The sequence below is a fragment of the Bradyrhizobium sp. UFLA05-108 genome, from assembly GCF_059803455.1.
In genome coordinates this window covers 136276-153587 of record NZ_JBANAZ010000011.1, presented here as the reverse complement: position 1 = coordinate 153587, position 17312 = coordinate 136276, and the positions used below count along the sequence as shown (strand labels likewise).

Below are 17312 nucleotides of genomic sequence, written 5' to 3'. Positions count from 1 at the left end.
GGATTGCGTTCGAGTCCGGGCACAATACCGGCGACCAGCCAACTCGACTGGCCGATCTCGATCACGGCGATCACTGTCGCGTCTTGTTCAAGTGTGCCAAGGCATCTGCTCAGGTCGTTTTGCTTCGCCATGGGGCGCTCCATCGCTTTGTTGCCGCGACGATGGTGCCATGGCCTCGCCGCTCGGCCCATAGCATCTAAACCGCTCGCCCTTGGAGGCTAAACCGCTCGCCCTTGGAGGCTTTCGGACGCCGGCCGCCGAATACGCCGCGCCGTCCCTCAAGCGGCCGGCATCCGAAATCCTTCACATGTGCAGACTCATGCAATGCAGCAAACAGCACCTTCTCACTCCATCAACTTGTCAGCGCGCGCCAACAAGACCTCGGGAACCGTCACACCCATCGCCTTAGCGGTCTTGAGGTTGATCACCAGTTCGAATTTCGTCGGCTGTTCGACCGGCAGATCGGCAGGCATCGTGCCGCGCAAAAGGCTCGCCGCAAATCGGGCAGTAAGGTCTGCTAAGTGATCCTCGGATGGGCCGTAGCCGATAAAGCCACCGTTCTCGGCCCAGCTGGCCCACATATAGATGGTTGGAAGGCGCAGTGCTGCAACTCGTTCTATAATCAGCGGAGTATTGCCGTCGAGCATCCCGGAATTAAGAATATTCAGCGCCGAAGCCCCCGATGTGCGTGCCTTGTCGATAGTCGCTGCGATCTCCTCAGCTCTGGTGATGCGATAGATTGAAAGCTCGACGTTTTTTGCGCGCGCCGCATCTTGCAGAGTGCGAGCCATCGCCTCAGTTGGGTTGCTGGGATCGGCGAGAGCCGCCATGCGGCGAATTCCAGGCATGGCTTCGATCAGGATGTCTTGCCGCACGCCGTCAAGCTCAGGGGCAAAAATGCTGATCCCCGTGATATTGCCATTGGGCCGGGCGAACGATTTCACCAATCCCTCCCCGACCATATCGCCTGTGATCCCAACGATGGGAATGCTCTTGGTTGCCTGCTGTACGGCGTTAACTGCCTCGGGTCCAGCAGCATAGATGACATCCGGTTGGGCTATGACCAGCTTCGCCACATGTTGCGAAATCAGATCGATATGAGGTGCAAAGGCGAGGTAATCAATCGTGAGGTTTTGGCCTTCAATGAAACCGGCGCGCCGTAGTTTGTCGAAAAAACGTACGTTAAAGGGTATGTCGCGAGGATGCGGAGACAAGCAACCCAGGCGATAGGTCCGTCCCGCTTTCTGGGCCTGCGCTGAGAGCGGCAACGCCGCCACCGCACCGCCGACAAGCGTCATGAAATCGCGCCGTCGCATTTCGTCGCCCTCAAGGCCGAGCGACAGCCTAACATAGGCTTCAAAATCCTACGGGTATTGTGCATTGGAGCAATATGCGCGCTGATGTCGCAGATGGGTCATTTTCGACGGGATTCATCAGGGATTGTCGGCAGGTTGATGTCCGCTTCTGCTCGTAAGCGCCGAACCGGGGCCGAGCCGGAAGCGTTGCAACAGGATCAAACATGTCGTCGGGTGGCGACGCGCTATGACAGGCTTGCTGCCAACTACCTTGCCTTCGTTCAACTCGCGTCAATCAGGCTATGGCTGCGCCTTAATGAGTCCAGGGCGGCGATGTTTCATGGCGCTGGCTTTCGCCACGAAGCGGCAAGGAGCGTCCACTCGGTCTAGGTGCGATGATACAACAATACCCCTGATTTGCCCGATGCGTCAATCAATTTCGTAAAATCAGCAATGCGTCGCGCCATCAGCCGTTCTACTTTGCATGGGGTTGTTTTCGACATTTTAGTTTTGCCCCGGTCTCGCCCCACCCGGCGCCGGCGCTCCGCGCAGGCTGGCGAGCAGCTCCTGCGACGGCCAGCAATCGACGGTCAGGCCCGCGCGCTGCTGGTACTGTCCGATTGCCCGCCTTGTGACAGTACCAAGCCGGCCATCGATCGCATCGGAATAATAGCCGCCCTTGGCGAGCTGGGTCTGGATCGCCGCGACCTCGCTGTTGCGCAGCGGCTTGAGCTTGGCCCAGGGCTTTTCGAACGGGGCGCCGCCGGCGATGAGGTCGGCGAGATGCCCGACGAACAGCGCATAGACGTCGGATTGGTTGTAGCTGCGGATCGCCTGGAAGTTGGCGAAGACGAGGAAGGCCGGGCCGTAAACGCCAGCAGGCATGACCAGTTGCGCCTGGTCCTGCAGCATGCCGGTGGCGGTGCCGGCATCGCTCACCGGCGTGACGCCGAGCTTCAGCCAGGCTTCGAGCGGCCGCTTGATGTCGGGCGAGCTCTCCACACAGCTCACGGTCGGCGGCAGACGAACCTCGAACCCCCATCGCTTGCCGCGCTGCCAGCCATAGTCGCGAAGCTGCTTGGCGCCCGAGGCGAGCGCGTCGGGGATGGAGCGCTCGAGATCGATCTTGCCGTCGCCGTCGCCATCGGCCGCGAATTTTGGGAAGTCCGAGGGCTCGAACTGTGTCTGGCCCATCGCCCCCGTATAGGAGCCCTTCGCGTCCAGGCTGATGGTGCCCTGCTGGACCAGGTCGAGCGCGATCAGGAGCTCGGTCCGGAACAGGTCCTTGCGGCGGCCGAGATAGGCCTGCGTCACCAGCGCCTGGAACACGGGATGGCGCTGTACTTCAGTTCCGTAATCGGTCTCGCGGCCCCAGATCGCGATGACGACGTTGCCGGGGACGCCGTAGGCGGCCTCGATGCGCGCGAGCAGGTCGCGGTAGGTTTGGAAATGCCGCGCGCCGGTCCTGGCCAGCCCTGTGAGCTGTTGCCGGGGCAAATAGTCCGCCGGCAGCTTTACGAATTCGGCCTGCTCCTTCACGGGGCGGCCGGGGATGACGAGATCCGGCAGGCCAAGATCGAGCTGGACATCGGTCGCGCGGTCGAACACCGCCTGCTTCACGCCGCGTGCCTTGGCGTCCTGCCATAGCTGCGCGCGCCACGCGTCGAAGGCGGGGTCGGCGCGAGCCTCCAGCACCTGCATCAGCACGACGAGCGCGATTGTTCCAGAGATCGCCGTGCGTCGTAAAAGGTCCATGAGGCGAGGGTGTCTCACGCGACCACCAGTCCGACCGCCAGCGCCAGCCCGCAGAGATAGGTGAACAATGCGCCGGCAAAGCGCGCCGGATTGGGCCGGTTGAGCGACTTGCCCCACAGCAGCCCGGCGGCAAGGGAAAAGCGCGCGATCGTCGCCACCACGATCGTCACGATGATCCAGCCTGGGGCCGGGCGCGTTGCGAACCAGAGAAACATCGCCGCGAAGAACGGCGCGTATTCGGCCGTGTTGGCATGCGCCCGCACCGCGCGGTGAATGGGGTCGGTGGGGCCGAGGTCATGGCCGATGCTCCGCCTGAACCTGCCGCGCAGGATCGAAACGTAAAGCCCGAGGCCGAACAGCAGCAGGCCGAGCAAGGCGGTGCAGATGATGGCGACGTTCATCGCAGTCTCCCCCCAAGAATCGAGGCGGAAGCAGATCAGATTGCGCCGTTCTGGGAAAGTCCGGCCGGCGGATCCCGACGCCCGTCGGCGCGACAAAGCTTCTTTTCCGCGGAGCCGATGTCCGCTACCCTTGCCGCTAGCCACCGGGTTAGGTGGCGTAGCCGCGTCAATTTCAGCATTGATTGATTGGGGCGGCTCATCTGCCGCGAGACTGTCCTTGGAAAAACGGGGCGGAGCCATGATCAACCGAGATTCGGCAGCTCTCTTGTCGCCGATCGAGCGCGATCTGCGACTCGATCTCTTCCGCGGCATCGGCTTGTGGATGATCTTCCTCGATCACATCCCGCACGACGTCGTGTCGTGGCTGACCTTGCGCAACTACGGATTCAGCGACGCCGCCGAGTTCTTCGTCTTCATCTCCGGCTATCTCGTCGGCTGGATCTACGCGCCGATCGTGCGGGGCGGCTTCTTCCTCGCCGCACTCAAGCGTCTGTGGAAGCGCACGGCCGAACTGTATGTCGCCCACATCATGCTGTTCCTGCTGTTCACGGCCCAGATCGCGCGCACCGCGCGGCGGTTCGACAACCCGATGTATGAGCACGAGTTCAACGTGTTCAATTTCCTGGCGCATCCGGACGAGCTGATCGGCCAGGCGATCCTGCTGAAATACAAGCCGGTCAATCTCGACGTCCTGCCGCTCTACATCACGCTGGTGTTCGCCTCGCCCTTCATCGTGTGGTGCCTGGTGCGGCGCCCGAACCTCACGCTGGCTGCATCCGCAGTGCTCTACGTGCTGTCGCGCTGGTTCGACTGGAATGTCGCGTCCTATCCGCCCGGCACGACCTGGTACTTCAATCCGTTCTGCTGGCAGCTGATGTTCGTGTTCGCGGCCTGGTGCGGCTCCGGCGCGGTGGACCAGATCGCGAAATGGGTATGGTCGAAGCCTGTGATGGGACTAGCGGCCGCCTGGATCGCCTTTGCGTTCCTGATCGTGATGACCTGGCACGTTCATACCCTCGAGGCGTTGATCCCCAAGTGGATGATCAAGGCGATCTACCCGATCGACAAGACCGACCTCGACATGCTGCGCTTCACGCACTTCCTGGCGCTGGCGGTCTGGGTGACGCAGCTCGTGCCGCGCCACTGGAAGGCGCTTCACACCAAATGGCTGCGCCCGGTCATCCTGTGCGGGCAGCACTCGCTGCCGATCTTCTGTCTCGGCGTGTTCCTGTCGTTCTCCGCACACTGGATCCTGACCCAATATACCAAGGGCACGTGGGAGCAACTCGCTGTCTCCTTCGCCGGCATTGCGGTCATGATCGTCGTTGCGTGGCTGTTCGACCGGGCGAAACAAATTCCGGACCTGTTCGTGGACGTGCTCGAGGAGGAAGAGGAGCCCGAGCCGGTGCCCGATCGCGACAAGACAGCCCCTGTCGTCGCGGCCGGTGCCGGCAGCTGAGAGGCGATTGCGGCGCTCGAATTTTGGCGAATTCTCATGGAGAGGTTCATGTCGAGAGGCTGGTTGACGATCGCGGGCACCTTGCTGTTCCTCACCTGCACCGCAGCCGCGCAGGCGCCGTCGCCCGAGGCGATGAGCGCGGCGCGCAAGCTCGTGATCACCATGAAGACGGCGGAGCAATATCGCGCGCTGCTGCCGCAGCTCCTGCTCAAGCTGCGCCCCGTCCTGGCCCAGGACAGGCCCGAGATCGAGCGCGACTTCGACGCCATGACGGCGACGAGCTCGGATATCTACGCGCCGTTCGTCGACCAGATGATCGAGCAGATCGCAGCGGTCTATGCCGCCACCTTCACGGTGGACGAGCTGCGCCAGATCGAGGCCTTCTACGCCCAGCCGGCGGGGCGGAAGCTGCTGGAGAAATCGGACGCGCTGACGCAGGCGAGCGCGCAGATCGCCCAGGATGTCAGCCGCAAGGCCGCCGACGAATTGAAGCAGCGCCTGACCGAGGCGCTGCGGCAAAAGGGGCACAAGCTCTGAGCCTGCCGTGGAGGCGCGACAAAAGCCCACGAGCAAGCACACGAGAATGACTTGCGTTAAGGCGTCAGGATGGCCCCGCAATGCTCGTTGCGCGCAGGTCCACTCAAATTGACCGGCAACGCCGTTGAAATTATAGCTTCCCTCAACGCCAAACGAAAAACACGACGGGGGAAGCCAGCATGACCGATATCTCGGCCACCATCTCGAAGGCCCGCGAGCATTCGATCGGCGATCTCCTGCGCCGCTCGGCAGCCCGCGAACCGAACAAGCCCGCTGTTTCCTGCGGCAGCGTGAAGTGGACCTTTGCCGAGCTCGACAGGATCTGCAATCGCCTGGCGCGCGGCCTCGATGACCTCGGCGTCCGCAAGGGCGATCGTCTGGCGGTGCTTTCGCGCAATTCCCACGCGTTCGCAGCGCTGCGCTTTGCCGTGGCGCGGGTCGGCGCGGTGCTGGTCCCGATCAACTTCATGCTCAATCCGGACGAGATCAATTTCATCCTGAAGAATTCCGGTGCGAAGGTGCTGGCGACCGGTCCCGATTTCGTCGAGCCCGCGCGCGCCGCAAGCGCCAAGGACTGCGCGGTGGAGAAGCTGATCTGGCTGCCTGGCGAGGATCCGGCGTCGCCGCCCGTAGGGCTCACCAATTTCGGCGATCTCCTGCATTCCGACGGTTCGTTCTTCGAGGCATCCGTCGATGCCCGCGACCTCGCCCAGATCATCTACACCAGCGGCACGGAATCGCTGCCCAAGGGCGCGATGCTGACCCATGAAGCGGTGATGTGGCAGTATGTGAGCTGCATCATCGACGGCGGCATGAGTGCGCATGACAACGTGCTGCACGCGCTGCCGCTCTACCATTGCGCCCAGCTCGACGTGTTCCTGGGGCCGCAAATCTATCTCGGTGCGTCCGGCGTGATCACGGGCAAGCCCACCGCCGACAACATCCTGGCGCTGATCGCGTCTCACCGGATCACCGCCTTCTTCGCGCCGCCGACGATCTGGATCGCGATGCTGCGCTCGCCCCATTTCGACAAGACCGATCTGTCCAGCCTGCAAAAGGGGTATTACGGCGCCTCGATCATGCCGGTGGAGGTGCTGCTCGAATTGCAGCGTCGCCTGCCGAACGTCAAATTCTGGAATTTCTACGGGCAGACCGAGATCGCGCCGCTCGCCACCGTGCTCCAGCCCGAGGACCAGCTCCGCAAGGCCGGCTCGGCCGGCAAGCCGACGATCAACGTCGAGACGCGCGTGGTCAACACGGCGATGGAGGACGTCGGGGTCGGTGAGGTCGGCGAGATCGTGCACCGTTCGCCGCATCTTCTGTCCGGCTATTACAACGACCCGGCGAAGACCGCAGCGGCATTTTCCGGCGGTTGGTTTCATTCCGGCGATCTCGCCACCGTCGATGCCGAGGGCTACATCACTGTTGTCGACCGCGTGAAGGACATGATCAAGACCGGCGGCGAGAACGTCGCGAGCCGCGAGGTCGAGGAGATGGTCTACCGCATTCCCGCGGTGTCGGAGGTCGCGGTGGTCGGGCTGCCCGATCCGCGCTGGATCGAGGCGGTCACCGCGATCATCGTGGTCAAGTCCGGCGAGACGCTGGACGAGGAGAGCGTCATCAAGCATTGTGCGGGGCAGATGGCGCATTTCAAGGTGCCCAAGCGCGTGGTGTTCGTCGACAGCCTGCCGAAGAATCCGAGCGGCAAGCTGCTCAAGCGCGAACTGCGCCAGCGCTTCGTCGGCAGCGACACGCTCGACAAGGCGATCCAGAAGAATTTCGGGACGTGAGAGCTCAATACTTCTTCATCGCCGCGCCGAAGGCGAGCCACAGCACCGTCGAGGCCAGCCCGAAGCCACCGAGCAGCAGGAAGGTCGGGCCGTAGCCGATCCATTCTGCGATCCAGCCGCCGAGCGCGGGGCTGAGGCTTGCCCCGACGCCCTGCACGGTGATGACGGCGCCCTGGCCGAGATTGATGCGGCCGGTACCGTTGAGCGAGCGCGCGACCACGCCGGGCACGGCGACCGTCTGCAATCCCGTGCCGATGCCGTCGAGCACCTGCACCGGTACCACGCCCCACCATCCCGTGAGGAAGTAGGCGAGCACGCCGCGGATCGGCAGGAACATGAAGGAGACCAGGATCACCGGCCAGTAATTGCGCTTGCTCGCGACCTTCATGGCGATCAGAGACGTCGCGACCATCACGCCTTGCGCAACTACTACCGTCGTGGCGACGAAGCTCGGCCCGTTGGCCTGGCCCTCGGCGACCGCCGCGAGCCCGTAAAGTGGCACGATCGCGGCGTTGCCGAGATGGAAGATGGCGAGCGCCAGTGCCAGCACCAGCAGCGGCTTGTGCCTCAGCAGCATCTTCATCGCATCCGGCGGAGCTTTGGAGTCGTCCTCCTTGCTGCCGCGTGCGACGCGGTCGTCGATCGATTTCGCCGGGATCATCAGCACGCAGGCGATCGCGATGGCGCCGAATGCCGCGGCCAGCATGAACACCGAGACATAGCCGTATCTGTAGCCGAGGTAGCCCGACAGCGCCGCGCCGACCATGTTGCCGGCGTGGTTGAATGCCTGGTTGCGGCCGTTCAGCGCATTGAAGCCCTTCTGCTTGGCGATGCCGAGCGTGATGCCGGTCACCGCCGGCACGATCGCGGCGCTCGCCAGCGACTGCGCCACTTGCGAGAACGTCACCGCCCAGAAGTTCTGCGAGATCAGGATGATTACGGAGGCGAGAACGACGCAGACGCCGGGGATCACCACCCACAAGCGCTTGTTGCGGCTGGCGTCGATGAAGCCGCCGATCGGCGTCGTGATCAGCATGCCCGCGACGTTGCCGATGGTCATGGCGGTGCCGATCAACCCGCTCGCCCAGCCGCGCTCCTGGAGGAACACGCCGACGAACGGCCCGATGCCCGACTGCATGTCGGCCATGAAGAAATTGAGCGCGAAGAGGGGCCAGAGACGAGGCGAGGAGGGGGACCGCGATGTCATCGATACGTCAAGCGTGGCCTCAACCGAAACCGGTGCTGGCGGGTTGCCTTGATCTTGCGTGGACCAAAACGTAACGGATGGTGATCCCATTGGTTCCAGCCGCTCTTGCGGAGGAGCGGTCCGGCCGTCACATCTTGATCATTGTTGATCGATGTCCTTCCTGGAGTACGCCATGCCACTCTGGACCTGCGAGACCTGCGGCGCGCAATTCCCGTCGAACGAGAAGCTGCCGGAATCTTGTCCAATCTGCGAGGACGAACGGCAATTCGTGAACTGGAAGGGGCAGACGTTTCTGTCCCGCGAGACCCTCACCGAGCGCTGCCGCGTGGCGTGGCGGGATGATCGCGGCCTCACCGGTCTTGCGCTCGAGCCGAGCTTTGCCATCGGCCAGCGGGCGCTGCTCATTCCGGACGGCGGTGCTTTCGTGATGTGGGACTGCGTTCCGCTGGCGACCCGCGAGGCGATCGAGCATGTCAGATCGCTCGGCGGGTTGAAGGCGATCGCGATCTCGCATCCGCATTTCTATGGCGCGCTTGCCGACTGGAGCGAAGCCTTCAGCGCGCCCGTTTATCTCCATGCCGACGATCGCCAATGGGTGACGCGGCCACATCGCGCAATCGAACACTGGACCGGCGACAGTCGCCGGCTCTCGGACGGCATCACCCTGTTGCGCAGCGGTGGCCATTTTGCCGGCGCCACCATGCTGCACTGGACGCGCGGCGTGGACGGCAAGGGTGCGCTGCTCACCGGCGACATCGCGCAGGTGACGATGGACCGCCGCTTCGTCAGCTTCATGTATTCATATCCGAACTACACGCCGCTGAACGCGGCTGCGGTACGGCGGATTGCGGAAACCGTCGCGCCGCTCGCCTTCGATCGCATCTACGGCGCCTGGTGGGGCCGTAACATCGCAGACGGTGCCAAGGCGGCGTTCGACGCGTCCGTTGCGCGCTATCTCGCCGCGATCGCCTGACCGTTGTTGTTTGAGCAGATCTTTCCGAGAAGCGCTCCACACTTTTCCGGATCATGCTCTAGGCCCGCTGCCGCAAGGCGGCGGGCAGGTCCTGCCGCCTGGACCAGGAGATGTAGTAGGCCACGGCCGCGATGGCCGCGAGGCCCGAAAGGCTGACCAGGATCTGCATCGCCACGAGATTGGGTCCCGTGATCAGGATCAAGTGCGCGGCGAAGGACAGGAACACGCTGACGCAGAACACCGCGAGCCATTCCTCACCGCTCCGGATCACCGGTTGCAGTGATTTCCACAGCAAGGCCGGATGATCGGCCGGCACCAGATACGTGGCGAGGAAGGCAAGCGCGAGGAAATGCAGCACGCGATGCGGCGCGAGGTTTTCCTTGTCGGGGGTGAAGATGCCGAGCACGGCATCCGGCAGATAGGCGGAAAGCGCCGGTGAATGCCGCGCCAGGGTGACCGCCATCGCGAACACGAGATAGGCGCCCGCGAGCGCGCGCAGCCAGGACATGCCGTGCAGCGCCCGGGCAGGCGCGCCGGTCACCGCGAACCAACCGCCCAGCACCATCAGCATCTGCCAGCAGAACGGATTGAAGGTCCATTCGCTGTCCGGAGAGATCCGGAACGTCCAGCCGAAATACCTCGCCGCGAAGTACACCGCGATCGATGCGAGTAGCGTCAGGTTTGGATGCCGGAACAGGCCCCACAGCGCCAGCGGAAAGAACGCCATCAGCGGGATCATCAATTGCAGCAGGTCGAGGTTGAGCGGCTCTTCCTGGAGCACCAGCCCGCGCACCAGGATGCGAAGGGGATGTTCGAGAATCCCGGAGATGTTGTACTCGTGGATGATCTCCGGCGCGGTCGATTGCGAGGCGACGTACGCGATGGCGTCGATATAGATCACGAACAGCACGACGTAGGCCGCATAGAGCCGCCAGACGCGACCGAAGATACGGGTTGCCGCGACCACGAAGCCACGCTCCAGCGCCATCTTGCCGTGGATGATGGTGACGCCATAGCCCACCACGAACACGAACAGGTCGGCGGCCCCGCTGAAGCCGAAATTGCGCAAGGTCAGCAGATTGACGACGTTGTTCGGCACGTGGTCGAGGAAGATCGACCAGTTGGCAATCCCGAGCGTGAGATAAAGCCTGGCATCGTGGCTATGTGCGGCGAGAGTCGCCTTAATGGACGGTTTCATTGCAAAAGAAATGGGAATCAGGGGCGACGCTTTTAACGATAACCATCGCACGATCCGAGTAGCGATTCCGTGAACGGGGACTGTCTTTCCCCTCTCTCGGAAGAAGGCAGGGCTGTCGCATTTGCGAAACGCGTGGGTTCGGCATGCCGGCGCCACAAGCTCGTCATGCCCGGGCTTGTCCCGGGCATCCACGTACTTCGTGCTGCGGGAAAGGCCGTGGATGGCCGGGACAAGCCCGGCCATGACGACGTGGAGGGGCCGTTCGCAACGTCATTGCGATGGCCCTGCACAAGAGCGGGAGAAGAATGCTCATCACAACCTCTTGATCTGCCGCGCCCGTGCGCTATATCCCGGGTTTCCTCATCCAGTTTCGATCGGATAAACGCATGACGACGTCAGATACGGCTGTGCATTCGCAGCCTTTCCAGGCCGAGGTGTCCGAGCTCCTGCACCTGATGGTGCACTCCGTCTACTCCGAGACCGACATCTTCCTGCGCGAGCTGATTTCGAACGCGTCGGATGCCTGCGACAAGCTCCGCTACGAGGCGATCGCGACCCCGGCGTTGCTCGGCGATGGCGACGCGCCCAAGATCCGCATCGTCCCCAACAAGCAGGCCGGCACGCTGACCATCGCCGACAACGGCATCGGCATGGAGCGGCAGGAGCTGATCGACCATCTCGGCACCATCGCCCGCTCGGGCACCAAGGCTTTCGTGGCGAAGCTGAAGGAGGCCAAGGACGGCCTCGGGCTGATCGGCCAGTTCGGCGTCGGTTTCTATTCCGCCTTCATGGTTGCGGACAGGATCCTCGTCATCAGCCGTAGGGCCGGCGAGAGCGACGTCTGGACCTGGACCTCGTCGGGCGGCTCCGGTTTCGAGATCGCGCGCGCGAGCGACGAAGACGCCGCGCGCGTGAGCCGTGGCACCGAGATCGTGCTGCACTTGAAGGAGGATGCGAAGAAATATCTGGAAGACTACGAGATCCAGCGCGTCGTCTCCGCCTATTCCGACAACATCCTCTTTCCCATCGAGCTGGTGCCGGCAGAAGGCGAGCCGCGGCAGATCAATTCGGCGAGCGCGCTGTGGCAGCGCTCGAAATCGGAACTTTCGGCCGACGACTACAAGAAGGCCTATCAGCAGATCGCTACCGCCTTCGATGATCCCGCGATGACGCTGCATTATCGCGCCGAGGGCCGTTATTCCTATGCCGTGCTCCTGTTCGCCCCGTCGACGAAGCCGTTCGACCTGTTCGAGCCGTCGCGCAAGGGAAGGGTCAAGCTTTATGTCCGGCGCGTCTTCATCACCGACGATGCCGATCTGTTGCCGGGGTACTTGCGCTTCATCCGCGGCGTCGTCGACAGCGAGGACCTGCCGCTCAACATTTCCCGCGAGATGCTGCAGAACAACCCGCAGCTCACACAGATCCGCAAAGCGGTCGCCACCCGCGTCGTCTCTGAGCTCGAAAGCCTCGCCGAAAAAGACGCGGAGAATTTTGCGAAGATCTGGGACGCTTTTGGCGCGGTGTTGAAGGAGGGTATCTACGAGGACTTCGAGCGCCGCGAGAAGCTCTTGGCGCTGTCGCGTTTCACGACGACCTCGGACGAGAAGCGCTCGCTGAAGGACGTCGTCGCCAACTTCAAGCCGAACCAGACCGAAATCTATTACCTCGTCGGCGACAGCATCGAGCGGCTGAAGTCCAGTCCACGTCTGGAGGCGGCGGCTGCGCGCGGCATCGAGGTGCTGCTGCTCACCGATCCCGTCGATGCCTTCTGGACCTCGATGCCGATGTCGTTCGACGGCAAGCCGCTGAAGTCGCTGGGCCAGGGCGATCTCAACCTCGACCTGATCCCCCGCGTCGACGACGAGTCGAAGGACGAGCCAGCGGCTGATGAAGCCGCCACCATCGCGCTGATCAAGGGCTCCCTCAACGAGCGCGTCAGCGACGTGAAGGCCTCGACGCGTCTCACGAGCTCCGCATCCTGCCTCGTCGCCGATAGCCATGGTCCAAGCCGCGAGCTAGAGCGCCTTCTCGCGCAGCAGAACCGCGGCGAGCGCTCCAGGCCAATCCTCGAGGTCAATCTGCGCCATCCCCTGGTCACCGCAATCACCAGGGCGCCGGCCGGCTCTACGGTAGTCGATGATCTCTGCCTGCTGCTGCTGGAGCAGGCTCAGATCCTCGATGGCGAATTGCCGGAAGACCCGTCCGCCTTCGCCGCCAGGCTGAACCGCCTGGTACTAAAAGGGTTGGGTGGATAGGCGGAACGCGCTGTTCCCCAAGGCTCGTCATTGCGAGGAGCCACCCGGTCCTGCCTTCGGCGGGCCGGATGACAGGCTCCGCGACGAAGCAATCCAGATTTGCTCCGCGGAGACGGTCCTGGATTGCTTCGCTGCGCTCGCAATGACGGAGACTGTGGCGTCGTCGCTCACTCCGCCGCGTCCTTCCGCTCGTCGCGCGCGGCCTCTGCCTGCGGTTTCGGCTTCTTTGCCATCCAGCGCGAGAGCAGATTGGAGAAGCGGTCGAGATAGAGATAGACGACCGGTGTCGTGAACAGCGTGAGGGCCTGGCTGACCAGGAGGCCGCCGACCATGGCATAGCCAAGCGGCTGGCGGATCTCCGCGCCGGTGCCGGTTCCGAGCATCAAGGGCACGCCGCCGAGCAGCGCCGCCATCGTCGTCATCATGATGGGACGAAAGCGCAGCAGCGCGGCCTGGCGGATCGACTGCTCCGGCGACAGATGCTGCTCGCGTTCGGCGACGATCGCGAAATCCACCATCATGATGCCGTTCTTCTTGACGATGCCGATCAGGAGAATGATGCCGATCAAGGCGATCAGGCTGAAGTCGAAGCCGAAGATCATCAGGATGGCGATCGCGCCGACGCCGGCGGAAGGCAGCGTTGAGAGAATGGTGAGGGGGTGGATGTAGCTCTCGTAGAGCACGCCCAGGATCAGGTAGACCACGACGAGCGCGGCGAGGATCAGCAGCGGCACGGTGCCGAGCGATTGCTGGAATGCCTGGGCAGTGCCCTGGAAGCTCGTTGCCAGCGTCGGCGGCGCGCGCATCTCGCTGACGGTTTGCGAGACCGCGTCGGTCGCCTGCCCGAGTGCCACGTCCTCGGCGAGGTTGAAGCTGATCGTCACCGCCGGAAATTGGCCCTGATGCGCGATCGCGAGCGGCCGCACCGGCACATTGGTCCAGCTGCAGAAGACCGAAAGCGGCACCTGCTCGCCCGTCAGCGGCGACCGGATGTAGAGCTTGTCGAGCGTATTTAGCTTGCCCTGGAGCTCCGGGGTGATCTCGAGGATCACGTGATAGCTGTTGGTCTGGGTGAAATACTGCGTGACCTGGCGCTGGCCGAAGGCATCATAGAGCGTATCGTCGATCAGCTGCGGCTGGATGCCGTAGCGTGCGGCGGCGTCGCGGTTGATGGTGAGTTGAAGCGTCGTGCCTTCGGTTTGCTGGTCGGTCGCGACATCGCGAAGCTGCGGCAGCGTCTTCATCGCCTCCAGGATCTTTGGCGCCCATGCGTTCAGCTCGGCGAGATTGGCGTCCTGGAGCGTGAACTCGAACTGGGTGCGCGTGGCGCGGCCGCCGAGGCGGACGTCCTGCGAGGCCTGCATATAGAGGCGGGCGCCCTCGACCTCCGCGAGCTTCGGCCGCAATCGCGCGATGATCTGCTGCGCGCTGACGTCACGCTCTTCCCGTGGCTTCAAGGTGATGTACATGCGCCCGGAATTCAGCGCGGTGCCGCCGCCGCCGATGAACATCGCGATCGAATCGACGGCGGGATCGGCCTGCACGATCGCGTTGAGCTCCTCCTGGCGCCGCTTCATCTCCGTAAACGAGATGTCCTGCGGCATCTCGGAGACTGCAGTCAGGAAGCCGTTGTCCTGCTGCGGGAAGAATCCCTTCGGGATCAGGATGAAGAGGTAGACCGACAACGCGATGGTTGCAAAGAAGATGCAGAGCGTGATGAAGCTGTGTTTGAGCGCGATGTCGAGCCCGCGCTCATAGGTGCCGAGCAGGCGCTCGAACATCCGCTCGCTCCACTGATAGGCGCGGCCATGCCGCGCCTCGTGACCGGCGCGCAGGAAGCGCGAGGCCATCATTGGCGTCAGCGTCAGCGAGACCACCAGCGAGACGAAGATCGCCATGGCCAGCGTCACGGCGAACTCGCGGAACAGCCGGCCGATGATCCCGCCCATGAGCAGCAGGGGAATCAGCACGGCGATCAGCGAGATGCTGATCGAGACGATGGTGAAGCCGATCTCCGCCGCCCCCTTGTAAGCCGCGGCAAGCGGTCGCTCGCCATGCTCGACGTAGCGGGTGATGTTCTCGAGCATCACGATCGCATCATCGACCACGAACCCGACCGCGATCGTCAGCGCCATCAGGGAGAGGTTGTCCAGCGAATAGCCGAACACCCACATCAGCGAGCAGGCGCCTAGCAGTGCCAGCGGAACGGTCACGGTCGGGATGATCGTGGCCCAGAAGCTGCGCAGGAAGAGAAAGATCACCATCACCACCAGCGCAATGGTGATCAGGAGCGTGATCTGCACGTCCTCGACCGCGTCGCGGATCGTGATGGTGCGATCGCTGATGATCTTGATGGCGATCGCCGGCGGGATCGCCGCCACCAGCCGCGGCAGTTGCGCCTTGATGCGGTCGATGGTGTCGATGACATTGGCGCCGGGCTGCTTGAAGATGACGAGGAATACGCCCCGCTTGCCGTCGGCCCACGCCGCGGTCTTCATGTCCTCGGGGCCGGCCATCGCCTCGCCGATGTCGCGGACGCGCAAGGGAGCGCCATTGCGATAGGCGATGATGACGTCCTGCCATGCCGCGGCTTCGAGCAGCTGGTCGTTGGCGTAGATGGTGTAGGCGCGCCGCGTGCCGTCGATGTTTCCCTTCGGACTGTCGGTGGTGGTGATCGCGATCTGGCTGCGCACGTCCTCCAGCGACAGGCCCTTGGCGACGAGCTTTGCCGGATCGACCTGGATGCGCACCGACGGTTTCTGCTGTCCGCCGACGAAGACCTGCGCAACCCCGGAGATCTGGCTGATCTGCTGGGCAAGCTGGGCGTCGGTGCGGTCGCTGACTGTGGTCAGCGGCAGCGTGTCCGACGTTGCCGACAGGATCATGATCGGCGAATCCGCCGGGTTGACCTTGCGATAGGTAGGGGGTGAGGGCAGGTTTTTCGGCAATTGGCCGCTCGCCGCGTTGATCGCGGCCTGAACGTCGTTGGCGGCGGCGTCGATCTGGCGGTTGAGATCGAACTGGATGGTGATCGAGGCCGAACCGAGCGAGCTCGTCGATGTCATCTGCGCGATGCCGGGGATCTGCGCGAGCTGCCGCTCGAGCGGCTGCGCCACCGAGGAGGCCATCGTTTCCGGGCTGCCGCCGGGGAGTGATGCGGAAAGCTGGATGGTCGGAAAGTCGACCTGCGGCAGCGGTGCAACCGGCAGCAGCGGATAGGCCACGAGGCCGACGAACAGGATACCCGCCATCAGCAGCGAGGTGCCGATCGGGTAACGGATGAACAGAGACGAGAAGCTCTCTTGCATGCCCTGAAACCATCGACTGGCCAGCGCATCTTCTCCTCGCAAAAAGCGGAGTCGCGCCCGAGAGCCCGAGCGCGAATGTGCGTTTCCTTCAGCCTAAAGCTTGTTGATTGCCCTGAGCCATCGGCGGTTCGGGGCCGGCGTTGTGACAGCAAGATTAGTCCCTTCGCGCCGGCTTGCGAACGGAATCCTGCGGGGGATGATTGCGACCTTTGTCGAACGGGGGTGGCCCGCAGATATGCGCTTTCTGCAGGTCAAAAGACGTCAGCTCGCCTCCTCTTTCGAACGTGCGTCGCAAGCGGGAGAGGTATGTTGCGGAGCGGTCGCCTCCGCCGCCGCGTTATGCCATATCGGAACCGTGCGACGCCCGCCGTCGCTGCCGATTCGAGGAATTTCCGATGCGCATACCGCTCCTGACCATCATCGCCATCGCCGCGCTCCAGGCTGCGACGCCTGCCAGCGCCCAGCGCTACGACCCGCGCTATCCGGTGTGCATGCACGTCTACACGGGAGGGATGCGCAGTGGTGGCAGCGACTGGTTCGACTGCTCGTTCACGTCGCTGGAGCAGTGCCGCGCCACGGCCTCAGGCCTGTCCGCGTCATGCGATGTCAATCCCTACTACAACTACGATCAGCCACAGCCGCGGCGTCGTCCCAAGCGGGTCGACTAGCGCGCCAGCGCTTGCCCGTCAGCGCTCGCCAGGCCACCATTCCGAGCGCGGATCGCGCACGGAGATCCTCGTGGTGCGCAGCGCCACGAGATGGCTGCGCTTGTAGGGAAACCCTGACAGCTCCGAGCATTGCCGGCAGCGCATGTAACGTTCCAGCTCGTGGATCGGCGTCGACTTCTTGCGCCTGATGATATCGAGCGCGACGGTCTGGTGCGTCTCGCAGCCGAGGCACTTCACCTCGAGATAGCGGTAGCCGGCGTTCAGCGCGTCGCCCAGCGTCGGCGACGGCTGCGCCGGCCCCTGAAAGGACAGCATCCGCTTGTTCCAGGCCTCGCAGGCCAGGCGGTCGGCCTCTTTCCGTGCCGCTGCCGCCCGTTCCGCCGCCGCGCGAACGGATGCGCCGTAGATTCGCTCGCGAGATTTGTTGCCCATGGCGCAAGACAATGCGCGCGCAGGAGAGGCGAGG

General features: G+C 63.6%; 13 protein-coding genes. 6 read left to right on the top strand and 7 right to left on the bottom strand.

Features of this window, described 5'->3' with window-relative positions; all coding sequences use genetic code 11:
* Positions 1-344: 344 nt before the first annotated feature.
* From SO140_RS11385 to SO140_RS11375, 3 genes are all read right to left on the bottom strand, one after another.
* Positions 345-1298 carry an ABC transporter substrate-binding protein gene (locus tag SO140_RS11385; protein ID WP_449381447.1) on the bottom strand — a complete coding sequence of 318 codons (954 nt, stop codon included), beginning with the start codon at positions 1296-1298 and terminating at the stop codon, positions 345-347.
* Positions 1299-1799: 501 nt separating this feature from the next.
* The gene (locus SO140_RS11380; protein WP_449381446.1) at positions 1800-3050 is read right to left on the bottom strand and encodes a lytic murein transglycosylase; all 1251 of its coding nucleotides are present in this window, start codon (positions 3048-3050) and stop codon (positions 1800-1802) included.
* Positions 3051-3064: 14 nt separating this feature from the next.
* Positions 3065-3451 carry an MAPEG family protein gene (locus SO140_RS11375; RefSeq protein ID WP_449381445.1) on the bottom strand — a complete coding sequence of 129 codons (387 nt, stop codon included), beginning with the start codon at positions 3449-3451 and terminating at the stop codon, positions 3065-3067.
* Positions 3452-3689: 238 nt separating this feature from the next.
* Here SO140_RS11375 and SO140_RS11370 point away from each other — a divergent pair, with 238 nt between their 5' ends.
* The 3 genes from SO140_RS11370 to SO140_RS11360 all read left to right on the top strand — a co-directional run bounded on the left by SO140_RS11370 (position 3690) and on the right by SO140_RS11360 (position 7237).
* Complete coding sequence (locus SO140_RS11370; protein WP_449381444.1) at positions 3690-4910, top strand: OpgC domain-containing protein; 1221 nt, start codon at positions 3690-3692, stop codon at positions 4908-4910.
* A 48-nt stretch (positions 4911-4958) separates the two neighbouring features.
* Complete coding sequence (locus SO140_RS11365) at positions 4959-5447, top strand: DUF2059 domain-containing protein (RefSeq protein ID WP_449381443.1); 489 nt, start codon at positions 4959-4961, stop codon at positions 5445-5447.
* A 179-nt stretch (positions 5448-5626) separates the two neighbouring features.
* Positions 5627-7237: an acyl-CoA synthetase gene (locus SO140_RS11360; protein WP_449381442.1), complete on the top strand. Its 1611-nt coding sequence runs from the start codon at positions 5627-5629 to the stop codon at positions 7235-7237.
* Between the two features lie 4 nt (positions 7238-7241).
* On the opposite strand, the gene SO140_RS11355 is transcribed toward SO140_RS11360, so the two are convergent.
* The gene (locus SO140_RS11355) at positions 7242-8444 is read right to left on the bottom strand and encodes an MFS transporter (RefSeq protein WP_449381441.1); all 1203 of its coding nucleotides are present in this window, start codon (positions 8442-8444) and stop codon (positions 7242-7244) included.
* A 172-nt stretch (positions 8445-8616) separates the two neighbouring features.
* Between SO140_RS11355 and SO140_RS11350 the strand changes: the two genes are divergently transcribed.
* A complete protein-coding gene (locus SO140_RS11350; protein WP_449381440.1) occupies positions 8617-9417 on the top strand; it encodes an MBL fold metallo-hydrolase in 801 nt (266 codons plus the stop codon).
* A gap of 58 nt (positions 9418-9475) precedes the next feature.
* Here the strand turns inward: SO140_RS11350 and SO140_RS11345 are convergent, their stop codons facing one another.
* Positions 9476-10615, bottom strand: a complete 1140-nt coding sequence (locus tag SO140_RS11345; RefSeq protein WP_449381439.1) for an OpgC domain-containing protein — start codon at positions 10613-10615, stop codon at positions 9476-9478.
* A 386-nt stretch (positions 10616-11001) separates the two neighbouring features.
* On the opposite strand from SO140_RS11345, the gene htpG reads away from it, so the two are divergent.
* Positions 11002-12870, top strand: coding sequence for a molecular chaperone HtpG (gene htpG, locus SO140_RS11340; protein ID WP_449381438.1), 1869 nt, complete (start codon positions 11002-11004; stop codon positions 12868-12870).
* Positions 12871-13037: 167 nt separating this feature from the next.
* Here the strand turns inward: htpG and SO140_RS11335 are convergent, their stop codons facing one another.
* Complete coding sequence (locus SO140_RS11335; RefSeq protein ID WP_449381437.1) at positions 13038-16178, bottom strand: multidrug efflux RND transporter permease subunit; 3141 nt, start codon at positions 16176-16178, stop codon at positions 13038-13040.
* Positions 16179-16573: 395 nt separating this feature from the next.
* On the opposite strand from SO140_RS11335, the gene SO140_RS11330 reads away from it, so the two are divergent.
* Entirely contained in the window at positions 16574-16846 is a 273-nt protein-coding gene (locus tag SO140_RS11330; protein WP_449381436.1) for a DUF3551 domain-containing protein, read from the top strand.
* A gap of 18 nt (positions 16847-16864) precedes the next feature.
* Here the strand turns inward: SO140_RS11330 and SO140_RS11325 are convergent, their stop codons facing one another.
* Entirely contained in the window at positions 16865-17278 is a 414-nt protein-coding gene (locus tag SO140_RS11325; protein ID WP_449381435.1) for a hypothetical protein, read from the bottom strand.
* Positions 17279-17312 lie beyond the last annotated feature (34 nt).